Here is a 20,877-nt window from a genome sequence, read left to right as displayed (position 1 = left end):
AGCGGGGACTTAACTTCTAGTCAAATCCCTCGCGCTTCTTTCAAGATATTAGTGGTTTTCATAACATGGTCAGAAAGAACATCTCCGAGCTTCTTGCCCGCCTCGATGTCGCTTGGATGGTGAACTCCACCAAGAACGCGATGGTGAGCGGCCTCATCCGCGCGCTTCATAAAGGCCTCGGCACGCTCGGGATAAATTCGGGAAAGAATACGGGCGAAGACTCTTGCAACTGTGGTGTGACCACTTGGATAAGCATATGAACTCTCCAAACCAATGCAAGGAACAATGTCAGCACGGGTCTTATAAGGACGAGGGCGCTTGAACACACCTTTGGCGATATAAATATTTATTCCCGCTTCAGCATAGGCCTTTAACAGTTTCACAGTAAGAATATTCGCCTCACGTTTTGTGAGAGGACCATTATTTCTATAAAAGATATTTTTAAGAGTACCTGTTTCCTGAGTGGCGGCCTCTGCACATTGCTCAGGTGTTCGGGTCGCTTGAAGATCAAGCATGATCTCAAAGTCCTTCGCCTCTTCTTCCGAACCGGGAGCTGGATAAGGGCCAACAATTGAGCGAATGGTTGATTTCGACAAAACTTTTAAAAAAGCTGCCTGGGCCTCATTTACGGAGGTCAAAAGAAAAGCACATAACATCAGTTTAAGAATCATCCTAATTCTCCTCCTGAACAGAAATTTCAAGAACCATAGGTTTATGGTCACTGCCTCGGGCAAGGCCCAGAACTTCGGCATTTTTTACATCTAACCCACGAACAAACCCGTGATCTAAAACATTGTTTGTGAATTTTGCCACCATTCTTTGGTGAGCATTTTTAAACTTCACTTCTGTGAGTTTATGCTTCTGCATGAGATTGAATAAGTAGCGCATCCGGGCCTTTGTACGCGTATTAAAGTCTCCGGCGATGAATATCGGCCCTTCATGTTTTGAAATCTCTTCCTCGGCCTGAATCATATTTCGCTTAAATGATCCAAAAGTTGTGAAATTGATTCCATGTACATTAATAACGAGAAGTTCTTTATTTGAATTCTTGAGTGGGTATTTTCCCAGAGTCATGGCCTTAGGAGTATCGGTGGCCGGTTCTCTATCTGGAGTATGTTTGATGAGGAGTTCAGTTGGTTCTACTCTTGAACCAATCATTGTTCCAGTGGGAAGATTGTTATAAAGCTTGTACCGAAAACTAATTCCCATGTCCCAACGAAAATCAGGAAATGATGCAAGAGTCCTGTTGAAAAGTTCATTGGGATAAGCTTCTTGTAGAAGAAATAATTCGCGGCCCTGACTAAAAGTTTTAAACTCTTTTTCCCAAGCGGCCTCTTGTGTTTTTTTAATGTTCCAAACCAGGACCTTCACCCTCTCCGGAAGTTCTCGCTCAGAAGAAATTCCTGAAGTGGTATGGGCCTCACTCAAAGGGACCTTCTTGAAGTACCTTGAAACTAACCCGGCCGAAGCATCTAAATTGGTAAATAGAACAAGTGAAAGAGCAAAGACAATTCTATCCATGAACTGATCTCCTCTTAAGATCATCTCACAAATTAAAATTTCGGTAGGGGCAATTGTCGGGGCTTCTTTGATGCAGGCCAAAGTCCCACTAACTATTTAACTAATAAGGATTTCTTGTCTTTTTGAGGAGAAAAAATTGCCGTTAATCGAACTTAGAGGCGAAGTAATAGGTTCTACTGCCTAACTCTGAACCATTTCGATTGAGGAAAATGGCAAAGCCTTTAGAGGCAGGAATTGCCTGGGCGGCCTTAATTCGAAATGACTTCGGAGATATTTCTTGAATGAGAACACCGGGCGGAAGTTTCCAAACGACTCTTGCCACTTGTGCAGCAGGAGCAAAGCGGAATTCAACTCCCATAATTTCATTTGCTTTTAAGCGATAGCGATTCAGCTTCGATTTTGAGGGCCCGGTAATGATGTCTTCTACTTCTTCTGGTTGAGGAGGAGTTGAAAATAATCGAAGAGCGCTTCTAAGCGATGCGCGCGATTGAATGAGTGAGCTGGCATAAGCATTTCCACGTTCATGATCACCTTGCACCAGTCCCGGACGCCAAGTGGTACGATACTCGCGGATGTAACCAAGGCCACGATAAAAATTCTCTCCAAAATACGTGTCAGGATTAATTAAATGGGCAAAGTAATCGGCCAGACCTTCATGCACATCGACTCTCATGTTATTGCCACAAAGGTTTCGCGAGAAATTACAAATGAAGGCATGAAACATTTCGTGATAAATGACATCAACCGAATCAAGCCCAAGATTAATGACTCTTTCATTGGAACAAAACACGACCTGATTATTAACGAAATTGTATCCAGTGCGAACACAGTCTCGAGGAGCAATGGAAATGGTAAGCGGAACTTTTAGTGGTCCCACTTCGCGAGAAAATAAATCGTAAGCAACTTGATAGTGATGATTGAGTTCGGCGCTATTGACGGGATAATTACCAGGATTCTGAATGATAAGCCCAGGAGCACTCCACAGAGTTCCCATTGAAAAGAGTCCCATTAACACCAAAAGAATTTTTAGCTTATTCATTCGGTCTAAGGGTACTGGGAGACCGAATGTGGGTCAAACACCCTACCAGTTTTTACATACCACTGCCTAAAAGTTTCGTAAGCTCAAAGGAGCTCATTTCACGGGCCAACCCAGCGGATTGTCCTGACCATAAAGACATAAAGTCTCCTGAACCATTAGGTTCAGTCTTTGCCTTTAATGGGGCCAAGGCATTCCCAGCAGTTGGAAAGTCAGGAGCGAAATGAGAAATTGGACCCACTTCTCTCATAAGGCGATTCATAAAACCGCGGGCCGGTCTTCCAGTAAAAAGATTGGTCAAAGCGGTCTCATTGGTCTTGGCCTCTTTTAACATCTTCCGATGAACTGGTGAGACTTTTGCTTCGGGAGTAAATAAATAAGCAGTTCCCACCTGAACCATAGAAGCACCTAAAACAAAGGCGGCCTTCACTCCTCGCACATCACTAATTCCCCCACTGGCGATCACTGGAACTTTTAATGAATCCACCATGAGAGGCACTAAAGAAATGGTTCCCATTTGAGTGGAGAGATCTTGGTTGAGAAAAATCCCTCGATGACCTCCGGCCTCAAACCCTTGAGCGATAACGGCATCGCAACCATGGGCCTCAAGCCACAGGGCCTCTTTCAGAGTGGTGGCAGAAGAAAGGAGTTTTGCACCGGTGGCCTTGATTCTTTTCACCAGACTCTCATGAGGAAGTCCAAAATGAAAACTTACGACTGGTGGTTTTAACTCTTCCACTAACTGGCACATCTCTTCGTTAAAAGCTTTACGTTGAGGAACCGGAACAGTTTGATTCAAATCAATCGCGAACTCTTGATAATAAGCACTCAAGCGCTTCTTCCAATTGGCCTCCTGTTCCGGATTTTCATTCGGGGGAGTATGGGAGAAAAAGTTCAAGTTAAATGGTTTATCGGTTGCGGCCCGGATTCTTTCAACTTCTTTCCGGATTTGATCCAGACTTAAATTGGCACAGGGAAGAGAACCAAGTCCTCCCGCCTTACAAACAGCAATGACCATCTCTGAATCATTGGCACCGGCCATGGGAGCTTGAATAACGGGAAGTTCAGTTCCTAAGAAATTCATAATATCTCCAATTCATCTTTTGAAAATAAAACTGGAACCACCGGAGACTCAGACGCATTTTTAATCGGCAATGGAAAGGCAGACATAAAATAAAAACCTTCAGGCACATTTTTCAATTCTAGATTTTCTAGAATTAAGGCCCGCTTAAAAAGTGTATTGTGAATAGGACGCTCTGCCCTGCCCGGATTAAAGTCTGAAGACTTCCAAGATGTTCCGTATAAATGAAAATCCCCATGGGAAACCAGGTAATCTGCACTCTCCTGAGATAGGGTCAGAACATAGTTGGGATCATGATAACCTTGGGGATTCTGAGGATAAACTTCGGTGGTTATCAGAAGCTTTTCCGGAAATTCTTTCACTCCCAAGTGTTTCAGTCTCTCTTCAATCTCATCAACTGTAACCACCCAGTGATAAATACCATTTCCTTTCTCTACGTAATTATTTCCGGTAAGACGAATGACCAAGGTCTTTCCGTAAAACGTCTTTGGATTTTGGTAATAGGCCTCAAGGGTCTTCCCCTCTTTCATTGTATGGGCCGGAGTCTCAATATGAGTTAAACTGTGGGAGCGAAGAATATGTTCATCATACTGGACCGGAGGCATTTTTCCGGATTCGATCGAATAAATATTTTTCTTCTCATAGGCGAGACCCTCTCCCCACATACCAGGAGAATCACTCGTGATCATAGGAGCTAAAATAAAGGGCATTACGACTTCTCCGCTAATTGTTTGATCATCGGCATTGAAAGATTCCAGGCCTCATCTGCACCGGGATAACATGCTTCATGCTCAGGAGAATCAGAAAAATCTCCCACCCATACCATAAGTTTTGATTTGTTCTTTTCCAGCTCTCTTACCCAGTAAGCGATGTTCTCTACTTTTTTAAAGGGCATGCCCTTTACTTCAAAACTAAATCCAATGGACTCCGGATCAATGATGGTCACTTTTCCTTCTGATCCCACTTCACCATTTTCTGTATACCAGAGCACCGGACTTTCTAGCTTCCAATCAGATTTGGCGTAAGTTCCTGGCCACCAGGTAGAAATCCATTTTTTATTCAATTCTGGATTTTTTAAAACTTCCCAGACCTTGGCACTACTGGCGTTGATCTCAATAGATTTTTCAACGAAAAGACTTTTCTTAAAAGGTTCTCCCAGAACTTCTGCGACCCCTTCTAAAATTTCTCTCCAACCACCTTCAATGGCGCTCTTTGAGTCAATCCACATATCACTTAAGGTGTGCTCTAAAGTTAATTCAGTTCCAGAATTTAAAGGGGAAAGAGTGATAATGACTTTGTCCTGATCTTGCTTATACTTGGGAACTCTTAATTCAAAGGCAAGTGTATAGGGCCGATCAACAGCGAGAAAGGTCCCTAAATGTTCCACTTCTTCTCCATCTCTATTTTCAATAAAGACGTACTGGCCCTGAGATTTTGGTTCTATGACGACTTTAACCATCTTCCCGGTCTTGGTTGCAAACATAAATTTGCCGGCCTTCTCAGGAGTAATAAAGGCATCAAAAACAACTTCCGGTTTCGAAGTGAATAAACGCTTCACTGTTAAACTTGTCATGGGTCCCCCACTTACTTTTATTTTATAATTATGCGCCTTGCTTTGACCAAAATAAACCGTTCCCTTTACAATTTTCTCTTAACAAAGGAAGGTCTATGCTTGGAGTTCAATCCTATCTGATTTTTAACGGAAATTGTGAAGAAGCCATGAAACACTACTGCGACGTCTTTGGTGGAGAAGTTCAATTTGTAATGAGATACAAAGACGCTCCTAAGAACACAGGGATGGATACACCCGCCACTTGGGGCGAAAAAATTATGCATGCGAACTTTATCATTCGCGGCGTTCAACTCATGGCTTCTGATTCTCATCCGGGCTCAGAAGTTAAAGTTGGAAATAATATTCAACTAAGCGCCAATTTCCCGAAGACCGACAAAATGGATGATGCATTTAATAAACTATCTCAGGGTGGAAAAGTAACAATGCCTCTTCAAAATACTTTCTGGGGAGCACGCTTTGGAATGTTGGTAGATCGTTTTGGCAATAGTTGGATGTTTAATCAAGATCTGGGCGACAAGTAATCATTGTTTTTGGTGCCATATGCTTAGGAGATAATTTCCTCCAATGGCACCAAAGTGTAAAGTTTTTATAGGCCGTCAAAACTTTAGACACTCCATCCCCTTAGAAAGTGTGGGCCAAAGCTGGCCCTGTATTTGCTCTATCTCGAGCATGAAAAAATTAATCTTTATATCTGCCTTTTTAACGGTACAGGCCTTTGCCGCCCCAGGATTCTTTAATCCTAATGATCCTCAATTACCGGCCAATCTTAAAACAGCGGCCAGCTCCGTTTACCAAGTAAGAACGGCCTTTTTTGAGGACTATGAGAACTACTCTGATCTCGATGTCGTCGATTTAACGAAAACAGATATTAATGAAGTCTATGCCATCATTGATAAGTCCACCGGGGACAAGCAAGAAAAAGAAATTCAAAAAGCATTTCTCAGAATGTGTAAAACACCTGAGCAAAAGCAAAGCTGCATTCTTCCACTAAAAATAAACATTGGTAGTGGTTTTATCACCGGTTCAGGAAACAAGCTCTGGACCAACGCCCATGTAATGGAGAAAATGCTTAAGACCAAGGCGACCACCAATGAAAAGTCTTTAAACGAAATTTTAACTACGAAAAACACAATGCCACTTTTTATCTTCGATAAAAATGGAAACATGGTCTTTAACGGTCTGGAAGAGGCCATCGCATTTGCCGCCACTCCACACTCGACTCAAACCGCACAAAGCAGCGGAACGTTCTATGGAATTGACTCTGACTACATCGCCATTCAGCTTCCTAAAAACATCGGAAGACCTTTAAAAGTTGCCAAACAACTTAATAGTGATGATGTGGCCGTCATTGGTTACCCAATGTGCACTGGCTGTACAGCTCCAGAAGGCATGGATAAGTTAGAATTTACCAGTCGAGCACCTTACCAAAATGCCGAAGACTGTCTTGAAAAAGTCACAGGAGGAAAACTCATTACTCCAGAGGCCTTTGGACAACTGGCACAGATCAATCAGTATCTCATCAACACTTTAGATAAGCGCTCTTTCGTGGCCTACACGGCAGATTCACATTATGGAATGAGCGGAGGTCCGATTTTGAATTTTAATGGTGAAGTCATAGGAATTCATGCCGGCGGGAAGAGTGTGCAGACCCATAACGGTCTTCAACGTTTTTCTCGAGGTGTAAGACCACCGGAATTATTTAAAGAGCCCTAGAATGAAAGATCTTTAATAACCAAGGTGTTTTTTCACAGTTTAACGAAGAACCAGATAAAAAAAAAGAATTTAGATTAGAGTTACCCAGAACCAATACGAAGCGGGATTTATGAAACTTTTGTTACCAATGCTCTTCCTCATGTCCTCACTCTCTTATGCAAAAACGTTCAAGCTTATGCAGTACAACGTGGAAAATCTTTTTGATACCCGCCATGATCAAAACAAAGAAGACTATGTCTATCTTCCTCTTAACGTAAAAAACTCAATTCCTGGGATGAACGAATACTGTGCGAACCAAGGTTCTCCCTTCAACGTGAATCAGTGTTTAAATCTCGATTGGACAGAAGCAAAACTTCAAAGAAAATTACAAAACATCGCTCAAGTTATCCGCTCTTACGATAATTCTGGCCTGGGACCTGATGTCGTTGTGATTGAAGAAATTGAAAACAGAAACGTCTTAAACCAATTGGCCACAAGAGGACTTAATGGTCTGTATCGCTTCCAGGTCCTCCTTGAAGGCGAAGATGAGCGCGGAATTGATATCGGTATTCTTTCGAAATATCCTGTCATTACAGCTCAACGCTACCCTCTTGTTGTGAATGGCCAAAGAATCGGTACTCGCGGAATCACCGGAGTTGCCTTAAATGTTGAAGGAAAGACTGTGGCCATTTTCGGAAACCATTGGCCGAGTCAAAGTAATCCGATTGAATTCAGACAAGCATCGGCCCGTATGCTCAATGATCTTGCAAAGCAAAGTCGCGCTGATCTGATTGTGGCGGCCGGAGACTTTAATACTCTACCAACTGATACACCATCACCGTTTAATCACCTGGTAGACTTTATTGATGCTGAAAGAGAGGCCCGTAAGATTAATCGTAACTTACACCCAGGGACCCACTTCTTTAAAGGTCACTGGTCTTCACTTGATCATATCTTTATTCACAAAAGTTCAAAAATGAGACCGCGCTTTGATCGCTTTCAGATTATGAATCGTCCTTTCATGATGAAACGTGATGAAAGAGGTTCTGGACAAATGATCCCTAACCGCTTTGACTTCGACAATGCGACTGGATATGCGGATCACCTTCCAATGACAATGGAATTTGAATATTAAGAACTGCTCTCGTTTACTGGTGTTGGGGCAAATAACTTTTCCCCTTAACACCAGTAAATTTTTTCCAAGTCTCGCGTTACATCCTCTTAAACTTTCACGGCTTAGCTAAATCAAAACTTGGAATCTATTTTGCTTCTTGAACGGCATGAATAAAACATGTCCAAATCCATCCTGCGCATTTCCACATTTTGTGATCCGAGACGGTCATTTTCGCCGTAAAGACGATTCAAAAGTGATCCAGCGATTTCGATGTAAAAATTGTGGGACCCGTTTTTCTAATGCCACTTTTTCGGAAGCTTATCGACAGAAGAAAAGACGTGTGAACTTTCCGCTTTTAAAACTTCTTGCTTCAGGGAACTCGTTAAGAAGGTCGGCGCTTCTCCTGGGTGTGCATCGAACAACGGTCGAGCGCAAACTGAATTTTTTGGGGAAAAAATGTCGGCGACTCAATCAAAACTCTCTTATTAAGTTCAAGGGCAGAATCCATAACATTCAAATTGATGATCTTATTACGAAAGAGAACTCGAAGCTCAAACCTTTGAGTGTTTCGATTTGTGTGGATGAAAATCGACGGAGAATTTTAGCGGTAGAGGTCTCGCAGATTCCCTCATTTGGACATCTCTCAAAACTTGCCATCAAAAAATATGGGGAGAGAAAGGATGAGCACTTTGAAGGACTCACGAGATTGTTTCAGACCATCACTCCGATCGTGTCATCGGAAGTCTTAGTTAAAAGTGACGAGCATCAAAGGTATCCAGGATTTATTTCGGCTTACTTACCAAAAGCGAAGCATATGACTTTTAAAAGTGAGCGCGGTTGTGTTGCCGGACAGGGAGAGCTTAAAAAAGTAAAGTTTGATCCGCTTTTCATCGTGAACCACACTTGTGCACTTCTTCGTGCGAACGTGAACCGACTTATTCGAAAAACTTGGTGTACGACCAAGGATCCGAAGCGTCTCAAAGATCACTTGGATGTTTTTGTGTACTTCTATAATGAAGTACTGCTTAAGAATGTACTAACACCATTGTAGTAGGGCAGTTACTTAAGAGAAAGATCAAGGGTCATGGGTTTGTGATCACTTCCCTTCGCCCGACCTAGAACTTCAGCATTCGTGACCTTAAGTCCACGAACAAAAGCAAAATCCAGGTAATAAGGCGTAAAGACCGCCACCATTCTTTGATTGGCATTCTTAAACATGACTTCTTCAAGTTTAAGTGCCTTCATCATATTCATCATATAATCAGTGCGTTCCTTCGTGCGAGTATTAAAATCTCCGGCCACGAGAACTGGACCTGTATGACTTTCAACTTCTTCTTTAATCTGATCCATCTGTCTCTGGAAAGCACCAAACTCCGTAAAGTTGATTCCGTGAACGTTAATGACTAGCAGATCATCTTTACGATTGGAGACTGCGAATCGGGCCAGCGTCATGGCCTTAGGTGTCTCTGTCATTGGTTCTAGATCAGGAGAATGTTTCACTATCACTTCCAAAGGAGTGACTTTCGAACCAATCATGGTCCCAGTTGGAAGATCATTCATCAAACGGTAGCGAAAACTAATTCCCATGTCCCAGCGAAACTTAGAAAGAACCGCCAGAGTGTTGATGAAGAGTTCGTTAGGATAAACTTCCTGAAGAAGGAAAAGCTCACGGCCTCGACCAAATGATAAGAACTCAGTTTGCCACGGAAGCTCTTGAGTTTTTTTGATGTTCCAAACCATGACCTTGATAGAAGTCGGATTGAATTCAGATTTCGCACTTTCCCCGGTAACAACGTGGGCCTCTTCTAGTGGAACTCTTTTAAAGTAGTCAGAGACCAGCTCTTGCTGGGCCCTTACATCAATATTAAAAAACAGCACCAGTGCCAGTGCTGAAAAAACGGTTCTCTTCATGGGGTGATTCTCCTATGAAAATGATCCCTGTGAATAGACGGTTTGAATACTTTATAAACCTTACATCTGCAATATTCGGCCTTAATTTTAAGGCACTTAGCCTTTTCTATAAACCGGTCGGACAGGTGGGAGAAGGAATTTTAGAGTCAAAAGCACGCAGGTGGCGAGTCCCAGCCATTCATTCACAAGAGAGAGGATCAAGGCCAAAACATAAACCACCGTGGACCAGGAATACAAAGAAGTAAGCTTCCTCACAAAGTCAGGACTCAACTTATGATCAATCAAACGATAGTCCCGACTTCCATAAATCCATGTTGTGGTCCAGGCAATCGCAGGAAGCAGGAGACCAATCGTATAAAAAGTCACCGCTGAATAACGATGTACATCGTCGTTTAAATACTTCGCAAAGACTGCGGTAGGAAAAGGAAGAAAGGAAATGGTCATGAGAAAGACCAGATTCAAAATACCAAACATGTGATTCACGCGTTTAAAAAGTTGAAAGATGTAATGATGATTCAACCAATAAATCCCAATAATAAGAAAACTAAAAACGTAAGCAAAATATGAGGGCCACAAATTTTTTAGGGCGATCATCAGATCTCTTTTGTCTTGAAAGACGCTGATAACTGGAACCTTCAACTCCAGGATGAGAAGTGTAATAGCAATGGCAAATACTCCATCACTAAAGGCCTCAATACGTGCAGTGGAGTTAACGACAAAAGTATCATTTTTCATGATGCATTCCTATCAAGACAGATAGAGACACTCATCAGTATAATGGCCACAAACAAAAGGTTCACTATGCAGACAATCACATTTCATAATAACAATACAATGCCCCAACTTGGTTTCGGTCTTTGGCAGGTCCCAGATGATGAAGCAGTCAAAGCAGTAAGCGAGGCCTTTAAAGTCGGGTACCGCTCTATTGATAGTGCTCAAATTTATCAAAATGAATCTGGCCTGGGCGAGGCCATCAAAAGAAGCCATATTACAAGAGATGAACTTTTTATCACGACTAAAGTTTGGAACGAGCAGCATGGTTACGATTCTGCTCTACGCTCCTTTGATGAGAGCATGAAAAAGCTTGGTCTTGAGAGACTGGATCTTCTTCTTATTCATTGGCCGGCACCGAAGAAAAATCTTTACGTGGACACCTGGAAAGCGTTGATTCAACTCCAAAAAGAGAAGCGAGTCACAAACATAGGAGTCTCTAACTTCACACCAACTTGTCTGGATAGAATCATTGATGCCACGGGTGTTGTTCCGGTTCTCAATCAAATTGAACTTCATCCGCATTTTCAACAAAAAGAGCTTCGTGCCTATCACGCTAAACACAAGATCAAGACCGAATCATGGAGCCCACTGGGTCGAGGCCAAGTCATTCAAGATCCAGTGATTGGTCAAATTGCGGCCAAACACAAAAAGACTCCGGCACAAGTCATTCTTCGCTGGCACTTAGACAACGGACTCATCGTTATTCCTAAGTCCGTCACTCCTTCTCGAATTGCAGAAAACTTTCATGTTTTTGATTTCAAGTTGGACGATGCTGATCTTAAAGCGATTGAAAAACTGGATCAGGTCAATGGTCGCATTGGCCCGGATCCTGATACGGCCACATTTTAGGAATAGACACCGAGAATTAAGACGCATCATGCCTCCAATTCCTTGTTCCGCGACTTGAATATTTTTAGATATCCAATCAAAATCAAGAAAAAGGAGTCAAGATGAAGATTATTCTTTTTTTACTCTGCCTTCTCCCTACATTACTCTTTGCTGCTCGCTATAGAACAGATCCTGAGCACTCTCGCATAGGGTTTCGAATCTCCCACATGATGATCAATCACGTGAATGGGCAATTTAATGATTACATTGGAACCTTTGATTTTGATCCGAAGGCAGGCACATTAAAGGACACAAGCTTCGTGGTTAAAACCAACAGTATAGATACTGGTGTTCAAAAAAGAGATGATCATCTTCGCACAAAAGACTTCTTTAATGTTGAGAAGTTTCCTGAAATGACCATTACAAACAGTAAAATCACTCGAAAGAAAAAAAACGATTACAAGTGGACGGGAGACCTTACTCTTCTAGGAGTCACTAAACCAGTGACCTTTGACCTTACCTATAATGGAATGAAGAAGGACAAGGATGGAAAAAACAAAGTGGGTTTTACGGCCAAAGGAAAAATCAATCGACAAGACTTTGGTATGACCTTCAATGCGCCGGCGGATGGTGGCGGTCTTTTAGTTGGGAATGATGTGGATATTCTGATTGATATCGAGGCATTCGAAGAAAAGTAAAAAATATCTCTAAGGAGTTGATATGAAAAAGACCAGCTTATGGGACTCTTCTCAGGTCGCCTTGATCCTGATTGATTATCAGGAAGAGATGTTTGCAAAAATTCGTTCCAGTGATCCCAATGAAGTCGATCTTAATGTGAAGCTTTTGTTAAAAGGAGCATCGGCCCTTAACATCCCAACCATCTTAAGTACTGTTGGTGTGCAAATGGGAGTGAACCAGGCCACACGAAAATCTATTCGAGACTTAGTTCCTAAACTCACAGAGATTGATCGCTCGAGTATGAATGCCTGGGAAGATGAGAATTTTAGAGCGGCCGTTAAAGCGACAGGTAAAAAACATTTGATCTTCTGCGCTCTCTGGACCGAGATTTGTCTCGCTTTTCCAGTTGTTGATGCTCTTAATGACGATTATCAAATCATGATTCCGGTGGATGCAGTTGGTGGATTAAGCCATGTATCTCACAATACGGCGATTGAGCGAATGGTTCAGGCAGGGGCCATCCCCAATACATCTCTCGCTCTCATAACAGAGTTCTTTCGAGATTGGAAAGATCAACGTGCCTCTGTGATGAGACCACTGATCGTTCAACATTTTAAGGATGAAAAACAACTTCTTGTTCGCTCAACGAGTGGTGAGGCACAAGTATATAATTAAGAGTCCTGAATAAGATCGAGAAGACCTGGATAAAGTTTATTCAAGGTCTCATTAATAGATAAAAATTTGCGGGTGCCATCTTCACGACGTTTGATGACACCTGCATCTAAAAGAATTTTAATATGATGAGAGAATGTGGCCTTCGTGAGATTATGCTCAAATGTCCCACAGGCCATTTCTTCGCCTGCGTCTAATAGTTGTTTAATCACAGAAAGCCTAACTGGATCACCCAGGGCCTTCAAAACTTGATCAATGGAAACAGCTTCTATTTTCTTCGTCATTGTTAGATAAATATCTAACAATCTTCTTGATTCCTTGCAACTAAAGATTTACATTGTTCGAAGTTTATCTAACTTTCCCCTTCAGGTCCTTTTATGAATTCTTCTACATCTCTCTCTAAAAGCATGGTTTTGGTACTTGCCACAGCGGTGGGGATCATTGTTGCTAATAACTACTACGCCCAACCTCTTATTTCGATGATCAGTAAGGCCCTGGGCCTTGCTCCTGAACTTGCAGGTCTCGTGGTGACTCTTACTCAAGCAGGTTACGGAATCGGAGTTCTTCTGATCGTTCCTCTTGGTGATATTTATGAGAGCAGAAAACTTGCTCTCATTATGATCGGTGTAGGAATCGTGAGTTTACTTGGACTCGCCTTCGCTACCAGTGTTGGCCCTTATTTTCTAGCGGCCTTCGCCACAGGTGTCGGTGCTTCCACGGTACAAATCCTGGTTCCCCTTGCGGCCTCAATGGTTCCTGAAACTAAAAGAGGTCAGGTCATCGGAAGTCTCATGAGTGGTCTCATGGTCGGGATCATGCTCGCGCGTCCAACAGCGAGCGTACTAACAGATCTTTTTTCATGGCACGCGGTCTTTGTTCTTTCGGCCGTCCTTATGGGATTAACTGGATTCGTTCTCTATAAAGTTCTTCCGGAGAAGAAACCAGACAATCCTGATTTAAAATACACTCAGCTTCTCTCTTCAATGCTTGAACTTTTTAAGACGACTCCTGTTCTAAGACGTCGTGCTTTTTATCAGGCCTGTTTATTTGGTGCTTTCTGTTTATTTTGGACAGCAAGCCCTCTTCTCCTTCTTGGACCTGAGTTTAAACTTTCACAAACGTCAGTGGCCCTTTTCGCTCTTGTTGGTGTTGCTGGTGCTGTCTCAGCTCCTTTCGCCGGAAAAGCCGCGGATAAAGGTTGGACCAAGGGTGCAACTTACGTGGCGATGATTTCTTGTTCGCTTTCATTTATCGTGAGTCACTTCTTCCCTGCTGGTTCATTTATTGCTCTGATGTCACTGGTTTTTGCCGCTGTTCTTTTAGATGCCGGAGTGACCGCAAATCTCGTATTGGGTCAAAGAGAAGTTTTTGCTCTACCTGCCGAATTTAGAAGCCGTCTAAACGGTCTTTATATCGCCATCATCTTCATTGGTGGAGGTGCTGGTTCTGCACTTGGTGCTTGGGCCTATGCTCGCGGTGGCTGGGAACTTACTTCATGGGTGGGCTTTGCGATGCCGGTGATGGCGCTACTGGTTTATCTCACAGAGAAGAAAACAAACTAGTTTCATTTCATCTAATATGATAAACTCATGGTCTATTCAATCGGAGTAACCATGAGTCTTTTATCTTCTCTAATGAGTCGTGCCCATTCAAATTGTGAGCTTTGCGGAAGCTCAAATAACGTTTCTCTTTATGAGATTCCACCTACGACCAAGGCCGATGAAAATACAGCTCTGATTGTTTGCGAAACTTGTAAAACTCAAATTGAAAATCCAACAAACCTTGATGCAAATCACTGGCGTTGTCTGAATGATAGTATGTGGAGCGAACACCAGGCGGTCCAAGTTATGGCCTGGAGAATGCTTACACTTCTTAAAGAAGAAGCTTGGGCCCGCGATCTTCTTGAACAACTTTATCTTGATGAGGCCGTGGTTGAATTCGCCAAATCTGGTCTTCCGGAAGAAGAGGAAGTGGATTCTTCAGCTCCAACTCTAGATAGCAATGGTACTCGTCTTGCGGACGGTGATTCCGTGACTTTAATCAAAGACCTTGATGTAAAAGGAGCTGGGTTCACGGCCAAACGCGGGACATTAGTAAAAAATATCAGCCTGACTAACAATCCTAAGCACATTGAAGGCCGCGTAAACGGCATTCAAATCGTTCTGGTTGCAGCTTACCTCAAGAAAGCCTAGTTACACTCTGCACGATTTCCCATTTGTCTGAAAAGGGCTATAAATTGGCCCTCTTTTAGACTCAACTCAGGAGAAATCATGAAAAAACTTATCATCGTAGCTCTGGCCCTCGTAGCTTCAGTAGCACAAGCTGAAACAGTTCAAATCCTAGATGTAAACCTTCCTATGTCTCGTTCGTTCTCTACTCGAGCTTTCACACGTTTCTACATGGACACTCAAACTGGCGAAGGTTTCGCTAAGGTAACAGCGACAGAAGAGCGCTACACTGATATGTGGCCAGGTCACTATGGTCCAGGTGGCGTTTATTTTCCGCGTACCCCGCAAACTTTCCCAGTGGTTATCTTCGAAGAAACAATCAAGATTGATAACCTTATGTTGATGGACGGCCAAATCATTTACCACGGTGTAAACGGCGACGTTAACTGTGGCAAGATGGGTGTAAGCCGCATTTTCAAACGTCCTACAATTTTCCTTTCTGGTAAATGTGATCTAGATGCTGATCTTCGCGGAACAAATCTAAAAGTTAACTTCATCACGAAGTAATAAAAAAAGGCCCCTCTCTCGAGGGGCCTTCTATTTTAGTTACAAGACTCTTTAATCGTTTTCCATCTCCATTCTTCTCTATCGTAAGCGTCCTTCACTTTTACAAATCCCGAACACTCGACAGACTTACCGTACTCGACTTGAGTGGTACAAGCGGCGTAATAACCCGTATGTGCCACACCAGAACCATATACCTTGCAGGTCTTTTGTCCTGTTACAACTCTTTCACCGAAGGCATCAATCCCATGACAGAATGTTTTTGCCTTACAGACATAAAAATTTTGAGTTCTTTGAGCGAATGAAAAACTAGAGAATAAAAAAACGGAAAGAAGAATAAATGATTTCATGAAAACTCTCCTCTTAGAATTGAGAGTTTAATAAAAGAGATCCATTCCTACGACCACTGAAGAAAACCTTAAAAGTTTGATCAGTAAGGATGACAATACAACAATTAAGGACAAATTATGAAAAGACCTCTAATTGTTCCTCATAGGGATGGTAATTTTTCTTCTTTCCCCATCAATCTTTACATCCAGGTCGATATCGTAATTGTGCTTCTGACTATACTTCGTGTGAACAATTCCTTCGATATAGTCAGTGTGGCGGATGAAATCAATTCCAAAGTTGGCCTTGGTGTTATCAGGATCAAGTGTTCCCTTTTTTACTTCAACCATATTGATATTGATTGGCCTCATCTCCATATCGTAGAAATAAAATTTCAGACGTCGAGTTGATGAGTCCTTAACTTCGATAACATATTTGGACATTTTAAAGACATGATCACTTCCCTGAGGGCCTTCACCTGGAATTTCTTTTAGGGTCTTCGTTGTCGAGCATCCGAGAAGGAAGACCGCAAATAAAAACAAACAGAATTTTGAAAACATCTTATTTCCCTTTTTTACTCCAACTCATAAAGGCCGTCGGGAGCAGGAATAATGTTAAGAAAGTCGAACTCATGAGTCCACCAATAACAACAGTGGCCAGCGGTCTTTGAACCTCTGCACCAATACCTGTATTCAGGGCCATAGGCAAGAATCCAAGTCCTGCAACAAGTGCCGTCATTAAAACCGGGCGAAGTCGAGACAGTGTCCCTCTTTTGACCTTTTCCTCCACACTCAAGTCTGATTTATCTGTCAAAAGAACATTCATGAGTACCAAAGAGTTCAAGAGAGCGATACCAATGAGGGCGATAAATCCTACTCCGGCCGAAACGCTCAAGTGCAGTCCTCTGATATAAAGGGCCAGAATTCCTCCCACTGCCGCAAAAGGAACAGAAGCAAATACAATCAAGGTCGGGGCCAATTTTCCAAACACTTTCCAGAGAATGAGGAACACTCCCAATAAAGTAAGCGGGACAATGATCATGAGTCTTTTATTAGCTCGCTCCATGTTCTTAAACTGGCCACCCCAACTTAGAGTGTACCCTTCTTTAAGATTCAGTTTCTCTTTGATCTTATCCTGGGCCTCTTTCACAAGGCTTCCGAGATCTCGTCCAGAAACGTTGATCGAAACTGCCGAGTATCTGTTCCCCCAATGTCGGGCAATAGTAGTGATCTGTTCATCCTGAGTAATGGTCGCAATATCACTCAATGGAATTGTTCCGCCCAAAGGCAACTCAATCGGAATACGAGAAATTTCATTTGGATCATCACGAAGACTTTCATCCAAATGGGTCACAATTGGAAATCGAATGTTATCCGAGATAAAACTTCCCACTTCACGGCCAGCGAGGGCGATCTCTACTGATTCATTCAATTCCAGTAATGTAATTCCGTAGCCTGCCATCTTTTCAAATTTTGGCTTAATATCAAGTACCGGTCCCCGTCTAAGAGCAGTTAATGGATCTTGCTCAATACTCTCCACTCCTTTAATAGGAAGAATGATTTCTTGGGCCCTCTCTCCATAATCAAAAAGCTCTTTAAGGTCCGGACCTAAAATTCTCAAACTAATATCGGCGCGAGAGCCTTCAAGCATTTCATTAAAACGCATTCCAATTGGCTGAGTGGCAGAGACTTCAGTTGAAGGATCATGCTTCACGATGTCCTTCATCAAAGCTTCAATCAGTTCATCTTTGGTTTTAAAGCGCCACTTCGAACGGTCCTTTTGAAGAATAATAAATGTGTCCGCGAGATTCACACCCATCGGATCTGTCGCAGACTCTGGAGTTCCAAGTCTGGCGAAGACCTTCTCCACCTCGGGATAAGTCATGATGAGCTTTTCAACTCTTTCCTGCTCGCTTACTGAAGCATCAATTCCAATACGCGCATTTCGAGTAAGACCAAGAACCAAGTCACCTTCATCGAGTTCAGGAATAAAGTCAGAACCCAGTCGAGTCAAAAGTAAAATAGAAACCAGGAATAAACAGAAAGCACCCACATATGCTTTCACTGGGTGACGAAGAACCTTATCAAAGAGCGGAATAAAAATCTTCTTCGCTTTTTTAAAGAACCAAGTGTCGTGATCCTCTCCAATATGAGCGTTCTTTAAAAAGTAATCTGACAATACCGGCATCACAAACACGGCGATTAACAATGATGCACCTAAAGCGAGAAGCACGGTAATTGCCATGGGACGGAACATCTTCCCCTCCACCCCCTCAAGAGTGAGAATTGGAATGTACACGGCCATGATGAGTAACAATCCAGAAACAACCGGCCCCATGACATCTGTGGCAGCATCTTTCAAGACTTCTGATTTATTGCGAGTGTGTTCAATCGCCAGCTGCGCGAGGATGGATTCAATAATAACCACCGAGCCGTCGACCAAGAGACCAAAGTCAATGGCACCTAAGCTCATGAGGTTTCCGGTAACACCAAAGAAGTTCATCCCTCTGATCGCGACCAGCATTGAAAGAGGAATCGCCAAAGCCACGATAATTGCGGCCTTAATATTCCCAAGAAGAATAAGGAGAATCAAAATAACCAGCACCGCTCCTTCAATCAACGAAGTTGAAACGGTTTTGATGGTATTATCCACTAGAAACTTTCGCGTATAAAGTCGTTCGATATGAACGCCCTGAGGAAGTTTTAAAGTCGCGAGTGCTTCTTCTACGCCTTCTACAACGTTGCGACCATTGGCCCCAATTCGCATGAGAACTGTTCCGAGAACACTTTCTTTCCCGGCATAAGTGGCAGCTCCCACACGTAGAGAATGATCTTCCCGCACTTCTGCTACGTCTGAAATTTTAATAGGAATCCCTAGTGCATTGATCCCTAAGCTTAAATTAGAAATCGTTTCGAGGTCCGGCATGCGCGGAAAAGTACGAACAATGATCTGTTCTTTTGCGAATTGAATGTAACCCCCACCCGCGTTCACTCCCAAAGATTCTAATTTAGACAGAAGTTGCTTAATCGTGAGTCCAAATTTATCCATCTTCTTCGGTAAAAAATTGATGTGAATCTCTTTAACGAAACCACCATTGGAATCCACATCCGCTACACCCTTCACCCGTTTTAAGTGAGGCTTAATGGTATAATCTTGAATGGTACGAAGTTCTTTCAGTTGTTCTTTTTCCGAGAGAGCGTAAAATTTTGAGGTCTCATCCACTCGCAAGGTGTACATGAAAACTTCACCGAGACCCGTGGTAATGGGAGCGAGCTCCGGAATGATTTCTTCCGGTAGGCGAATCGAGTTCATTCGCTCCGCCACCTGTTGTCTCGCCCAGTAAATGTCGGTCCCATCTTCAAAAATCAAAGTTACTTGTGCCAAACCAAACTTTGAGATGGAACGCATGTCTTGAAGTTTTGGAATCCCGGAAAAATCAATTTCCATGGGACGAGTCACTTGAAGCTCAATGTTCTCTGGATCAAGGGCGCCAGTTTTAACGTTCACTTGAACTTGGACGTTGGTAATATCTGGAACAGCATCAATCGCCATGTCTGGAATACTGAACGCACACACCAGAGTAATCACGCCAGTAACCAGCAAGACTCCGAGTTTATTTCTTAGAGAAAAATCAACAATCGACTTTAACACTTACTTCTCCTCCAGATAATGACCAACTAATTGCTCCAGACGAGAAACGGCCGTGAGATACTCAAGTCTTGATGTGTAGATGAGATCAATATTTTCGTGAACCTGAGTATCACTTTGAAGAAAGGTCATCACATCTATCTGACCTTTTCTAAAAGCATCTTCGGCCTTTTGGAAACGAAGTTCTGATTTATGTTTCAATGTCATCGGAAATAGTGAGAGACCATTTTTGGCCGCCAGAAGTGATTCATAGGAATAAGCGAGTTCAGTATTAGTTTCCTGAACTGCGAGCTTCATTGAGGCCTCATCACGTCTGAGTTGTGCTCTTGAAGCGAGTTCAGTATTAGTTTCCTGAACTGCGAGCTTCATTGAGGCCTCATCACGTCTGAGTTGTGCTCTTGCCGTTTGAACTGAATGTTGTCCGCGGTCCACGATAGGAATCACCACTGCCACTTGTCCATGATAGAAATGGTTCACAGGCGCAACATTCTCCTGGCGATAGTTCACACCCACCATAATATCGGGTCTGGCCTGCAGACGAGCTTCTTCAATTCTGTTCTCACTTAGCTTTACACTTTGATCGAGTTTTTTAATTCTCCACCCGTCTCCAATATTTGAAGCGTAATAATCTCTCGGATGAGGAGCTGGAAGTTTTTCCCAATCAACTGTGATGTCTAAACTATCGAGTCCAGTAAGAAGTCGGAGCTCCTCGCGAAGACCGTTCTTTCTCGCCGTCACCTGATTCATGAGCTTTTCCACCAGACGAATTTGAGATTCGATAATGTCTTTATCAAGTTGTTGTTTAGGTGAGGCCAATGGACGACTCGATAAGTACTTTGCGATTAAAGAGAAGCGCTCTTTTCGTTCCTTATTGTGTTTCTCGATTTCAATTTCTGAAGCGAGTTCATAGGCCAGAATATAAACCCGATGGCCCAAAGAAAGCCTTGCCTCGGCCACATCCATTTGAGAAATGCGGCTCAAAAATTCATGAGACTTAATTAAAGCAGAACGCTTTCCAGGCCAGGGTACAGGCTGCATGAAAGTCAGATCCGTCACCTGGCCACTTTGAGTTCCACTTTTTAAACGACCACCTTGATAGGTCAAAATGGGGTTAGCGAGAACTCGAGATTGTTTTAACTGATTCTGCCCCATGCTTTCCTGCTCTAAAAAAATTTTGACGAGAGGTGCACGTTCCTGAGCAAGTTCAGAGAGCTCACGAGGATTAACAGTTTTGGCGGATAGGAAATTTACTGACAACAGAAGAAGGATAAAGAATTTCATGACCGCATT

The 20,877-nt window shown here is 42.8% G+C and carries 23 protein-coding genes; 10 read left to right on the top strand and 13 right to left on the bottom strand.

The genetic code is table 11. The annotated features are described in order from the left end of the window. Positions 1 to 20 precede the first annotated feature (20 nt). From ACJVC5_RS11875 to ACJVC5_RS11850, 6 genes are all read right to left on the bottom strand, one after another. Complete coding sequence (locus ACJVC5_RS11875; protein WP_408095734.1) at positions 21 to 671, bottom strand: phosphatase PAP2 family protein; 651 nt, start codon at positions 669 to 671, stop codon at positions 21 to 23. A gap of 1 nt (position 672) precedes the next feature. After that, positions 673 to 1,521 carry an endonuclease/exonuclease/phosphatase family protein gene (locus tag ACJVC5_RS11870; RefSeq protein ID WP_408095733.1) on the bottom strand — a complete coding sequence of 283 codons (849 nt, stop codon included), beginning with the start codon at positions 1,519 to 1,521 and terminating at the stop codon, positions 673 to 675. A 142-nt stretch (positions 1,522 to 1,663) separates the two neighbouring features. Continuing rightward, entirely contained in the window at positions 1,664 to 2,560 is an 897-nt protein-coding gene (locus ACJVC5_RS11865) for a hypothetical protein (protein WP_408095732.1), read from the bottom strand. 52 nt (positions 2,561 to 2,612) lie between these two features. After that, positions 2,613 to 3,641: an NAD(P)H-dependent flavin oxidoreductase gene (locus ACJVC5_RS11860; protein WP_408095731.1), complete on the bottom strand. Its 1,029-nt coding sequence runs from the start codon at positions 3,639 to 3,641 to the stop codon at positions 2,613 to 2,615. After that, complete coding sequence (locus ACJVC5_RS11855) at positions 3,638 to 4,348, bottom strand: cyclase family protein (protein ID WP_408095730.1); 711 nt, start codon at positions 4,346 to 4,348, stop codon at positions 3,638 to 3,640. Before ACJVC5_RS11855 ends, ACJVC5_RS11860 begins: the two co-directional genes overlap by 4 nt. Further along, entirely contained in the window at positions 4,348 to 5,211 is an 864-nt protein-coding gene (locus tag ACJVC5_RS11850) for an SRPBCC family protein (RefSeq protein WP_408095729.1), read from the bottom strand. The genes ACJVC5_RS11855 and ACJVC5_RS11850 overlap by 1 nt, the downstream gene beginning before the upstream one ends. A gap of 95 nt (positions 5,212 to 5,306) precedes the next feature. Here ACJVC5_RS11850 and ACJVC5_RS11845 point away from each other — a divergent pair, with 95 nt between their 5' ends. From ACJVC5_RS11845 to ACJVC5_RS11830, 4 genes are all read left to right on the top strand, one after another. Continuing rightward, positions 5,307 to 5,732 (top strand): VOC family protein, encoded by a 426-nt coding sequence (locus tag ACJVC5_RS11845; protein ID WP_408095728.1) that lies wholly within the window; start codon positions 5,307 to 5,309, stop codon positions 5,730 to 5,732. A 148-nt stretch (positions 5,733 to 5,880) separates the two neighbouring features. Then, positions 5,881 to 6,924: a S1 family peptidase gene (locus tag ACJVC5_RS11840; RefSeq protein WP_408095727.1), complete on the top strand. Its 1,044-nt coding sequence runs from the start codon at positions 5,881 to 5,883 to the stop codon at positions 6,922 to 6,924. A 109-nt stretch (positions 6,925 to 7,033) separates the two neighbouring features. Beyond that, positions 7,034 to 8,038: an endonuclease/exonuclease/phosphatase family protein gene (locus ACJVC5_RS11835; RefSeq protein WP_408095726.1), complete on the top strand. Its 1,005-nt coding sequence runs from the start codon at positions 7,034 to 7,036 to the stop codon at positions 8,036 to 8,038. A gap of 145 nt (positions 8,039 to 8,183) precedes the next feature. Continuing rightward, on the top strand, positions 8,184 to 9,068 hold the full coding sequence (locus tag ACJVC5_RS11830) for a hypothetical protein (protein ID WP_408095725.1): 885 nt from the start codon (positions 8,184 to 8,186) through the stop codon (positions 9,066 to 9,068). 8 nt (positions 9,069 to 9,076) lie between these two features. On the opposite strand, the gene ACJVC5_RS11825 is transcribed toward ACJVC5_RS11830, so the two are convergent. Continuing rightward, positions 9,077 to 9,928, bottom strand: a complete 852-nt coding sequence (locus ACJVC5_RS11825) for an endonuclease/exonuclease/phosphatase family protein (RefSeq protein ID WP_408095724.1) — start codon at positions 9,926 to 9,928, stop codon at positions 9,077 to 9,079. Between the two features lie 96 nt (positions 9,929 to 10,024). Further along, entirely contained in the window at positions 10,025 to 10,663 is a 639-nt protein-coding gene (locus ACJVC5_RS11820; RefSeq protein WP_408095723.1) for a TMEM175 family protein, read from the bottom strand. A 66-nt stretch (positions 10,664 to 10,729) separates the two neighbouring features. Here ACJVC5_RS11820 and ACJVC5_RS11815 point away from each other — a divergent pair, with 66 nt between their 5' ends. From ACJVC5_RS11815 to ACJVC5_RS11805, 3 genes are all read left to right on the top strand, one after another. Continuing rightward, positions 10,730 to 11,551: an aldo/keto reductase gene (locus ACJVC5_RS11815; RefSeq protein WP_408095722.1), complete on the top strand. Its 822-nt coding sequence runs from the start codon at positions 10,730 to 10,732 to the stop codon at positions 11,549 to 11,551. 101 nt (positions 11,552 to 11,652) lie between these two features. Then, positions 11,653 to 12,228, top strand: a complete 576-nt coding sequence (locus ACJVC5_RS11810) for a YceI family protein (protein WP_408095721.1) — start codon at positions 11,653 to 11,655, stop codon at positions 12,226 to 12,228. A 22-nt stretch (positions 12,229 to 12,250) separates the two neighbouring features. Next, complete coding sequence (locus tag ACJVC5_RS11805; protein WP_408095720.1) at positions 12,251 to 12,883, top strand: isochorismatase family protein; 633 nt, start codon at positions 12,251 to 12,253, stop codon at positions 12,881 to 12,883. Here the strand turns inward: ACJVC5_RS11805 and ACJVC5_RS11800 are convergent. After that, positions 12,880 to 13,164: an ArsR/SmtB family transcription factor gene (locus tag ACJVC5_RS11800; RefSeq protein WP_408095719.1), complete on the bottom strand. Its 285-nt coding sequence runs from the start codon at positions 13,162 to 13,164 to the stop codon at positions 12,880 to 12,882. The genes ACJVC5_RS11805 and ACJVC5_RS11800 overlap by 4 nt on opposite strands. Positions 13,165 to 13,257: 93 nt before the next feature. On the opposite strand from ACJVC5_RS11800, the gene ACJVC5_RS11795 reads away from it, so the two are divergent. The 3 genes from ACJVC5_RS11795 (at position 13,258) to ACJVC5_RS11785 (ending at position 15,615) form a co-directional block, all read left to right on the top strand. Further along, a complete protein-coding gene (locus ACJVC5_RS11795) occupies positions 13,258 to 14,442 on the top strand; it encodes an MFS transporter (protein WP_408095718.1) in 1,185 nt (394 codons plus the stop codon). Positions 14,443 to 14,493: 51 nt separating this feature from the next. Further along, positions 14,494 to 15,072: a PhnA domain-containing protein gene (locus ACJVC5_RS11790; protein WP_408095717.1), complete on the top strand. Its 579-nt coding sequence runs from the start codon at positions 14,494 to 14,496 to the stop codon at positions 15,070 to 15,072. Between the two features lie 78 nt (positions 15,073 to 15,150). Further along, positions 15,151 to 15,615, top strand: coding sequence for a hypothetical protein (locus tag ACJVC5_RS11785; protein ID WP_408095716.1), 465 nt, complete (start codon positions 15,151 to 15,153; stop codon positions 15,613 to 15,615). Between the two features lie 35 nt (positions 15,616 to 15,650). Here the strand turns inward: ACJVC5_RS11785 and ACJVC5_RS11780 are convergent, their stop codons facing one another. The 4 genes from ACJVC5_RS11780 to ACJVC5_RS11765 form a co-directional block, all read right to left on the bottom strand. Further along, positions 15,651 to 15,962, bottom strand: coding sequence for a hypothetical protein (locus tag ACJVC5_RS11780; protein WP_408095715.1), 312 nt, complete (start codon positions 15,960 to 15,962; stop codon positions 15,651 to 15,653). A 129-nt stretch (positions 15,963 to 16,091) separates the two neighbouring features. Then, a complete protein-coding gene (locus ACJVC5_RS11775) occupies positions 16,092 to 16,499 on the bottom strand; it encodes a hypothetical protein (protein ID WP_408095714.1) in 408 nt (135 codons plus the stop codon). A 1-nt stretch (position 16,500) separates the two neighbouring features. Further along, positions 16,501 to 19,590 carry an efflux RND transporter permease subunit gene (locus ACJVC5_RS11770; protein WP_408095713.1) on the bottom strand — a complete coding sequence of 1,030 codons (3,090 nt, stop codon included), beginning with the start codon at positions 19,588 to 19,590 and terminating at the stop codon, positions 16,501 to 16,503. After that, complete coding sequence (locus ACJVC5_RS11765; RefSeq protein WP_408095712.1) at positions 19,591 to 20,868, bottom strand: TolC family protein; 1,278 nt, start codon at positions 20,866 to 20,868, stop codon at positions 19,591 to 19,593. Positions 20,869 to 20,877: the final 9 nt, after the last annotated feature.

This window comes from Peredibacter sp. HCB2-198 (genome assembly GCF_045999315.1).
Classification (GTDB): domain Bacteria; phylum Bdellovibrionota; class Bacteriovoracia; order Bacteriovoracales; family Bacteriovoracaceae; genus Peredibacter.
Note: the sequence above shows the minus strand (reverse complement) of the source record. Positions and strands in the feature narration are given on the sequence as shown.

Coding starts and splice junctions, on each gene's coding strand:
- ACJVC5_RS11840 (WP_408095727.1), top strand. CDS start 5,881: ATGAAAAAATTAATCTTTATATCTGCCTTTTTAACGGTACAGGCCTTT.
- ACJVC5_RS11850 (WP_408095729.1), bottom strand. CDS start 5,211: ATGACAAGTTTAACAGTGAAGCGTTTATTCACTTCGAAACCGGAAGTT.
- ACJVC5_RS11870 (WP_408095733.1), bottom strand. CDS start 1,521: ATGGATAGAATTGTCTTTGCTCTTTCACTTGTTCTATTTACCAATTTA.
- ACJVC5_RS11875 (WP_408095734.1), bottom strand. CDS start 671: ATGATTCTTAAACTGATGTTATGTGCTTTTCTTTTGACCTCCGTAAAT.
- ACJVC5_RS11790 (WP_408095717.1), top strand. CDS start 14,494: ATGAGTCTTTTATCTTCTCTAATGAGTCGTGCCCATTCAAATTGTGAG.
- ACJVC5_RS11820 (WP_408095723.1), bottom strand. CDS start 10,663: ATGAAAAATGATACTTTTGTCGTTAACTCCACTGCACGTATTGAGGCC.
- ACJVC5_RS11865 (WP_408095732.1), bottom strand. CDS start 2,560: ATGAATAAGCTAAAAATTCTTTTGGTGTTAATGGGACTCTTTTCAATG.
- ACJVC5_RS11795 (WP_408095718.1), top strand. CDS start 13,258: ATGAATTCTTCTACATCTCTCTCTAAAAGCATGGTTTTGGTACTTGCC.
- ACJVC5_RS11780 (WP_408095715.1), bottom strand. CDS start 15,962: ATGAAATCATTTATTCTTCTTTCCGTTTTTTTATTCTCTAGTTTTTCA.
- ACJVC5_RS11830 (WP_408095725.1), top strand. CDS start 8,184: ATGAATAAAACATGTCCAAATCCATCCTGCGCATTTCCACATTTTGTG.
- ACJVC5_RS11825 (WP_408095724.1), bottom strand. CDS start 9,928: ATGAAGAGAACCGTTTTTTCAGCACTGGCACTGGTGCTGTTTTTTAAT.
- ACJVC5_RS11860 (WP_408095731.1), bottom strand. CDS start 3,641: ATGAATTTCTTAGGAACTGAACTTCCCGTTATTCAAGCTCCCATGGCC.
- ACJVC5_RS11835 (WP_408095726.1), top strand. CDS start 7,034: ATGAAACTTTTGTTACCAATGCTCTTCCTCATGTCCTCACTCTCTTAT.
- ACJVC5_RS11815 (WP_408095722.1), top strand. CDS start 10,730: ATGCAGACAATCACATTTCATAATAACAATACAATGCCCCAACTTGGT.
- ACJVC5_RS11845 (WP_408095728.1), top strand. CDS start 5,307: ATGCTTGGAGTTCAATCCTATCTGATTTTTAACGGAAATTGTGAAGAA.
- ACJVC5_RS11855 (WP_408095730.1), bottom strand. CDS start 4,348: ATGCCCTTTATTTTAGCTCCTATGATCACGAGTGATTCTCCTGGTATG.
- ACJVC5_RS11765 (WP_408095712.1), bottom strand. CDS start 20,868: ATGAAATTCTTTATCCTTCTTCTGTTGTCAGTAAATTTCCTATCCGCC.
- ACJVC5_RS11805 (WP_408095720.1), top strand. CDS start 12,251: ATGAAAAAGACCAGCTTATGGGACTCTTCTCAGGTCGCCTTGATCCTG.
- ACJVC5_RS11785 (WP_408095716.1), top strand. CDS start 15,151: ATGAAAAAACTTATCATCGTAGCTCTGGCCCTCGTAGCTTCAGTAGCA.
- ACJVC5_RS11800 (WP_408095719.1), bottom strand. CDS start 13,164: ATGACGAAGAAAATAGAAGCTGTTTCCATTGATCAAGTTTTGAAGGCC.
- ACJVC5_RS11810 (WP_408095721.1), top strand. CDS start 11,653: ATGAAGATTATTCTTTTTTTACTCTGCCTTCTCCCTACATTACTCTTT.
- ACJVC5_RS11775 (WP_408095714.1), bottom strand. CDS start 16,499: ATGTTTTCAAAATTCTGTTTGTTTTTATTTGCGGTCTTCCTTCTCGGA.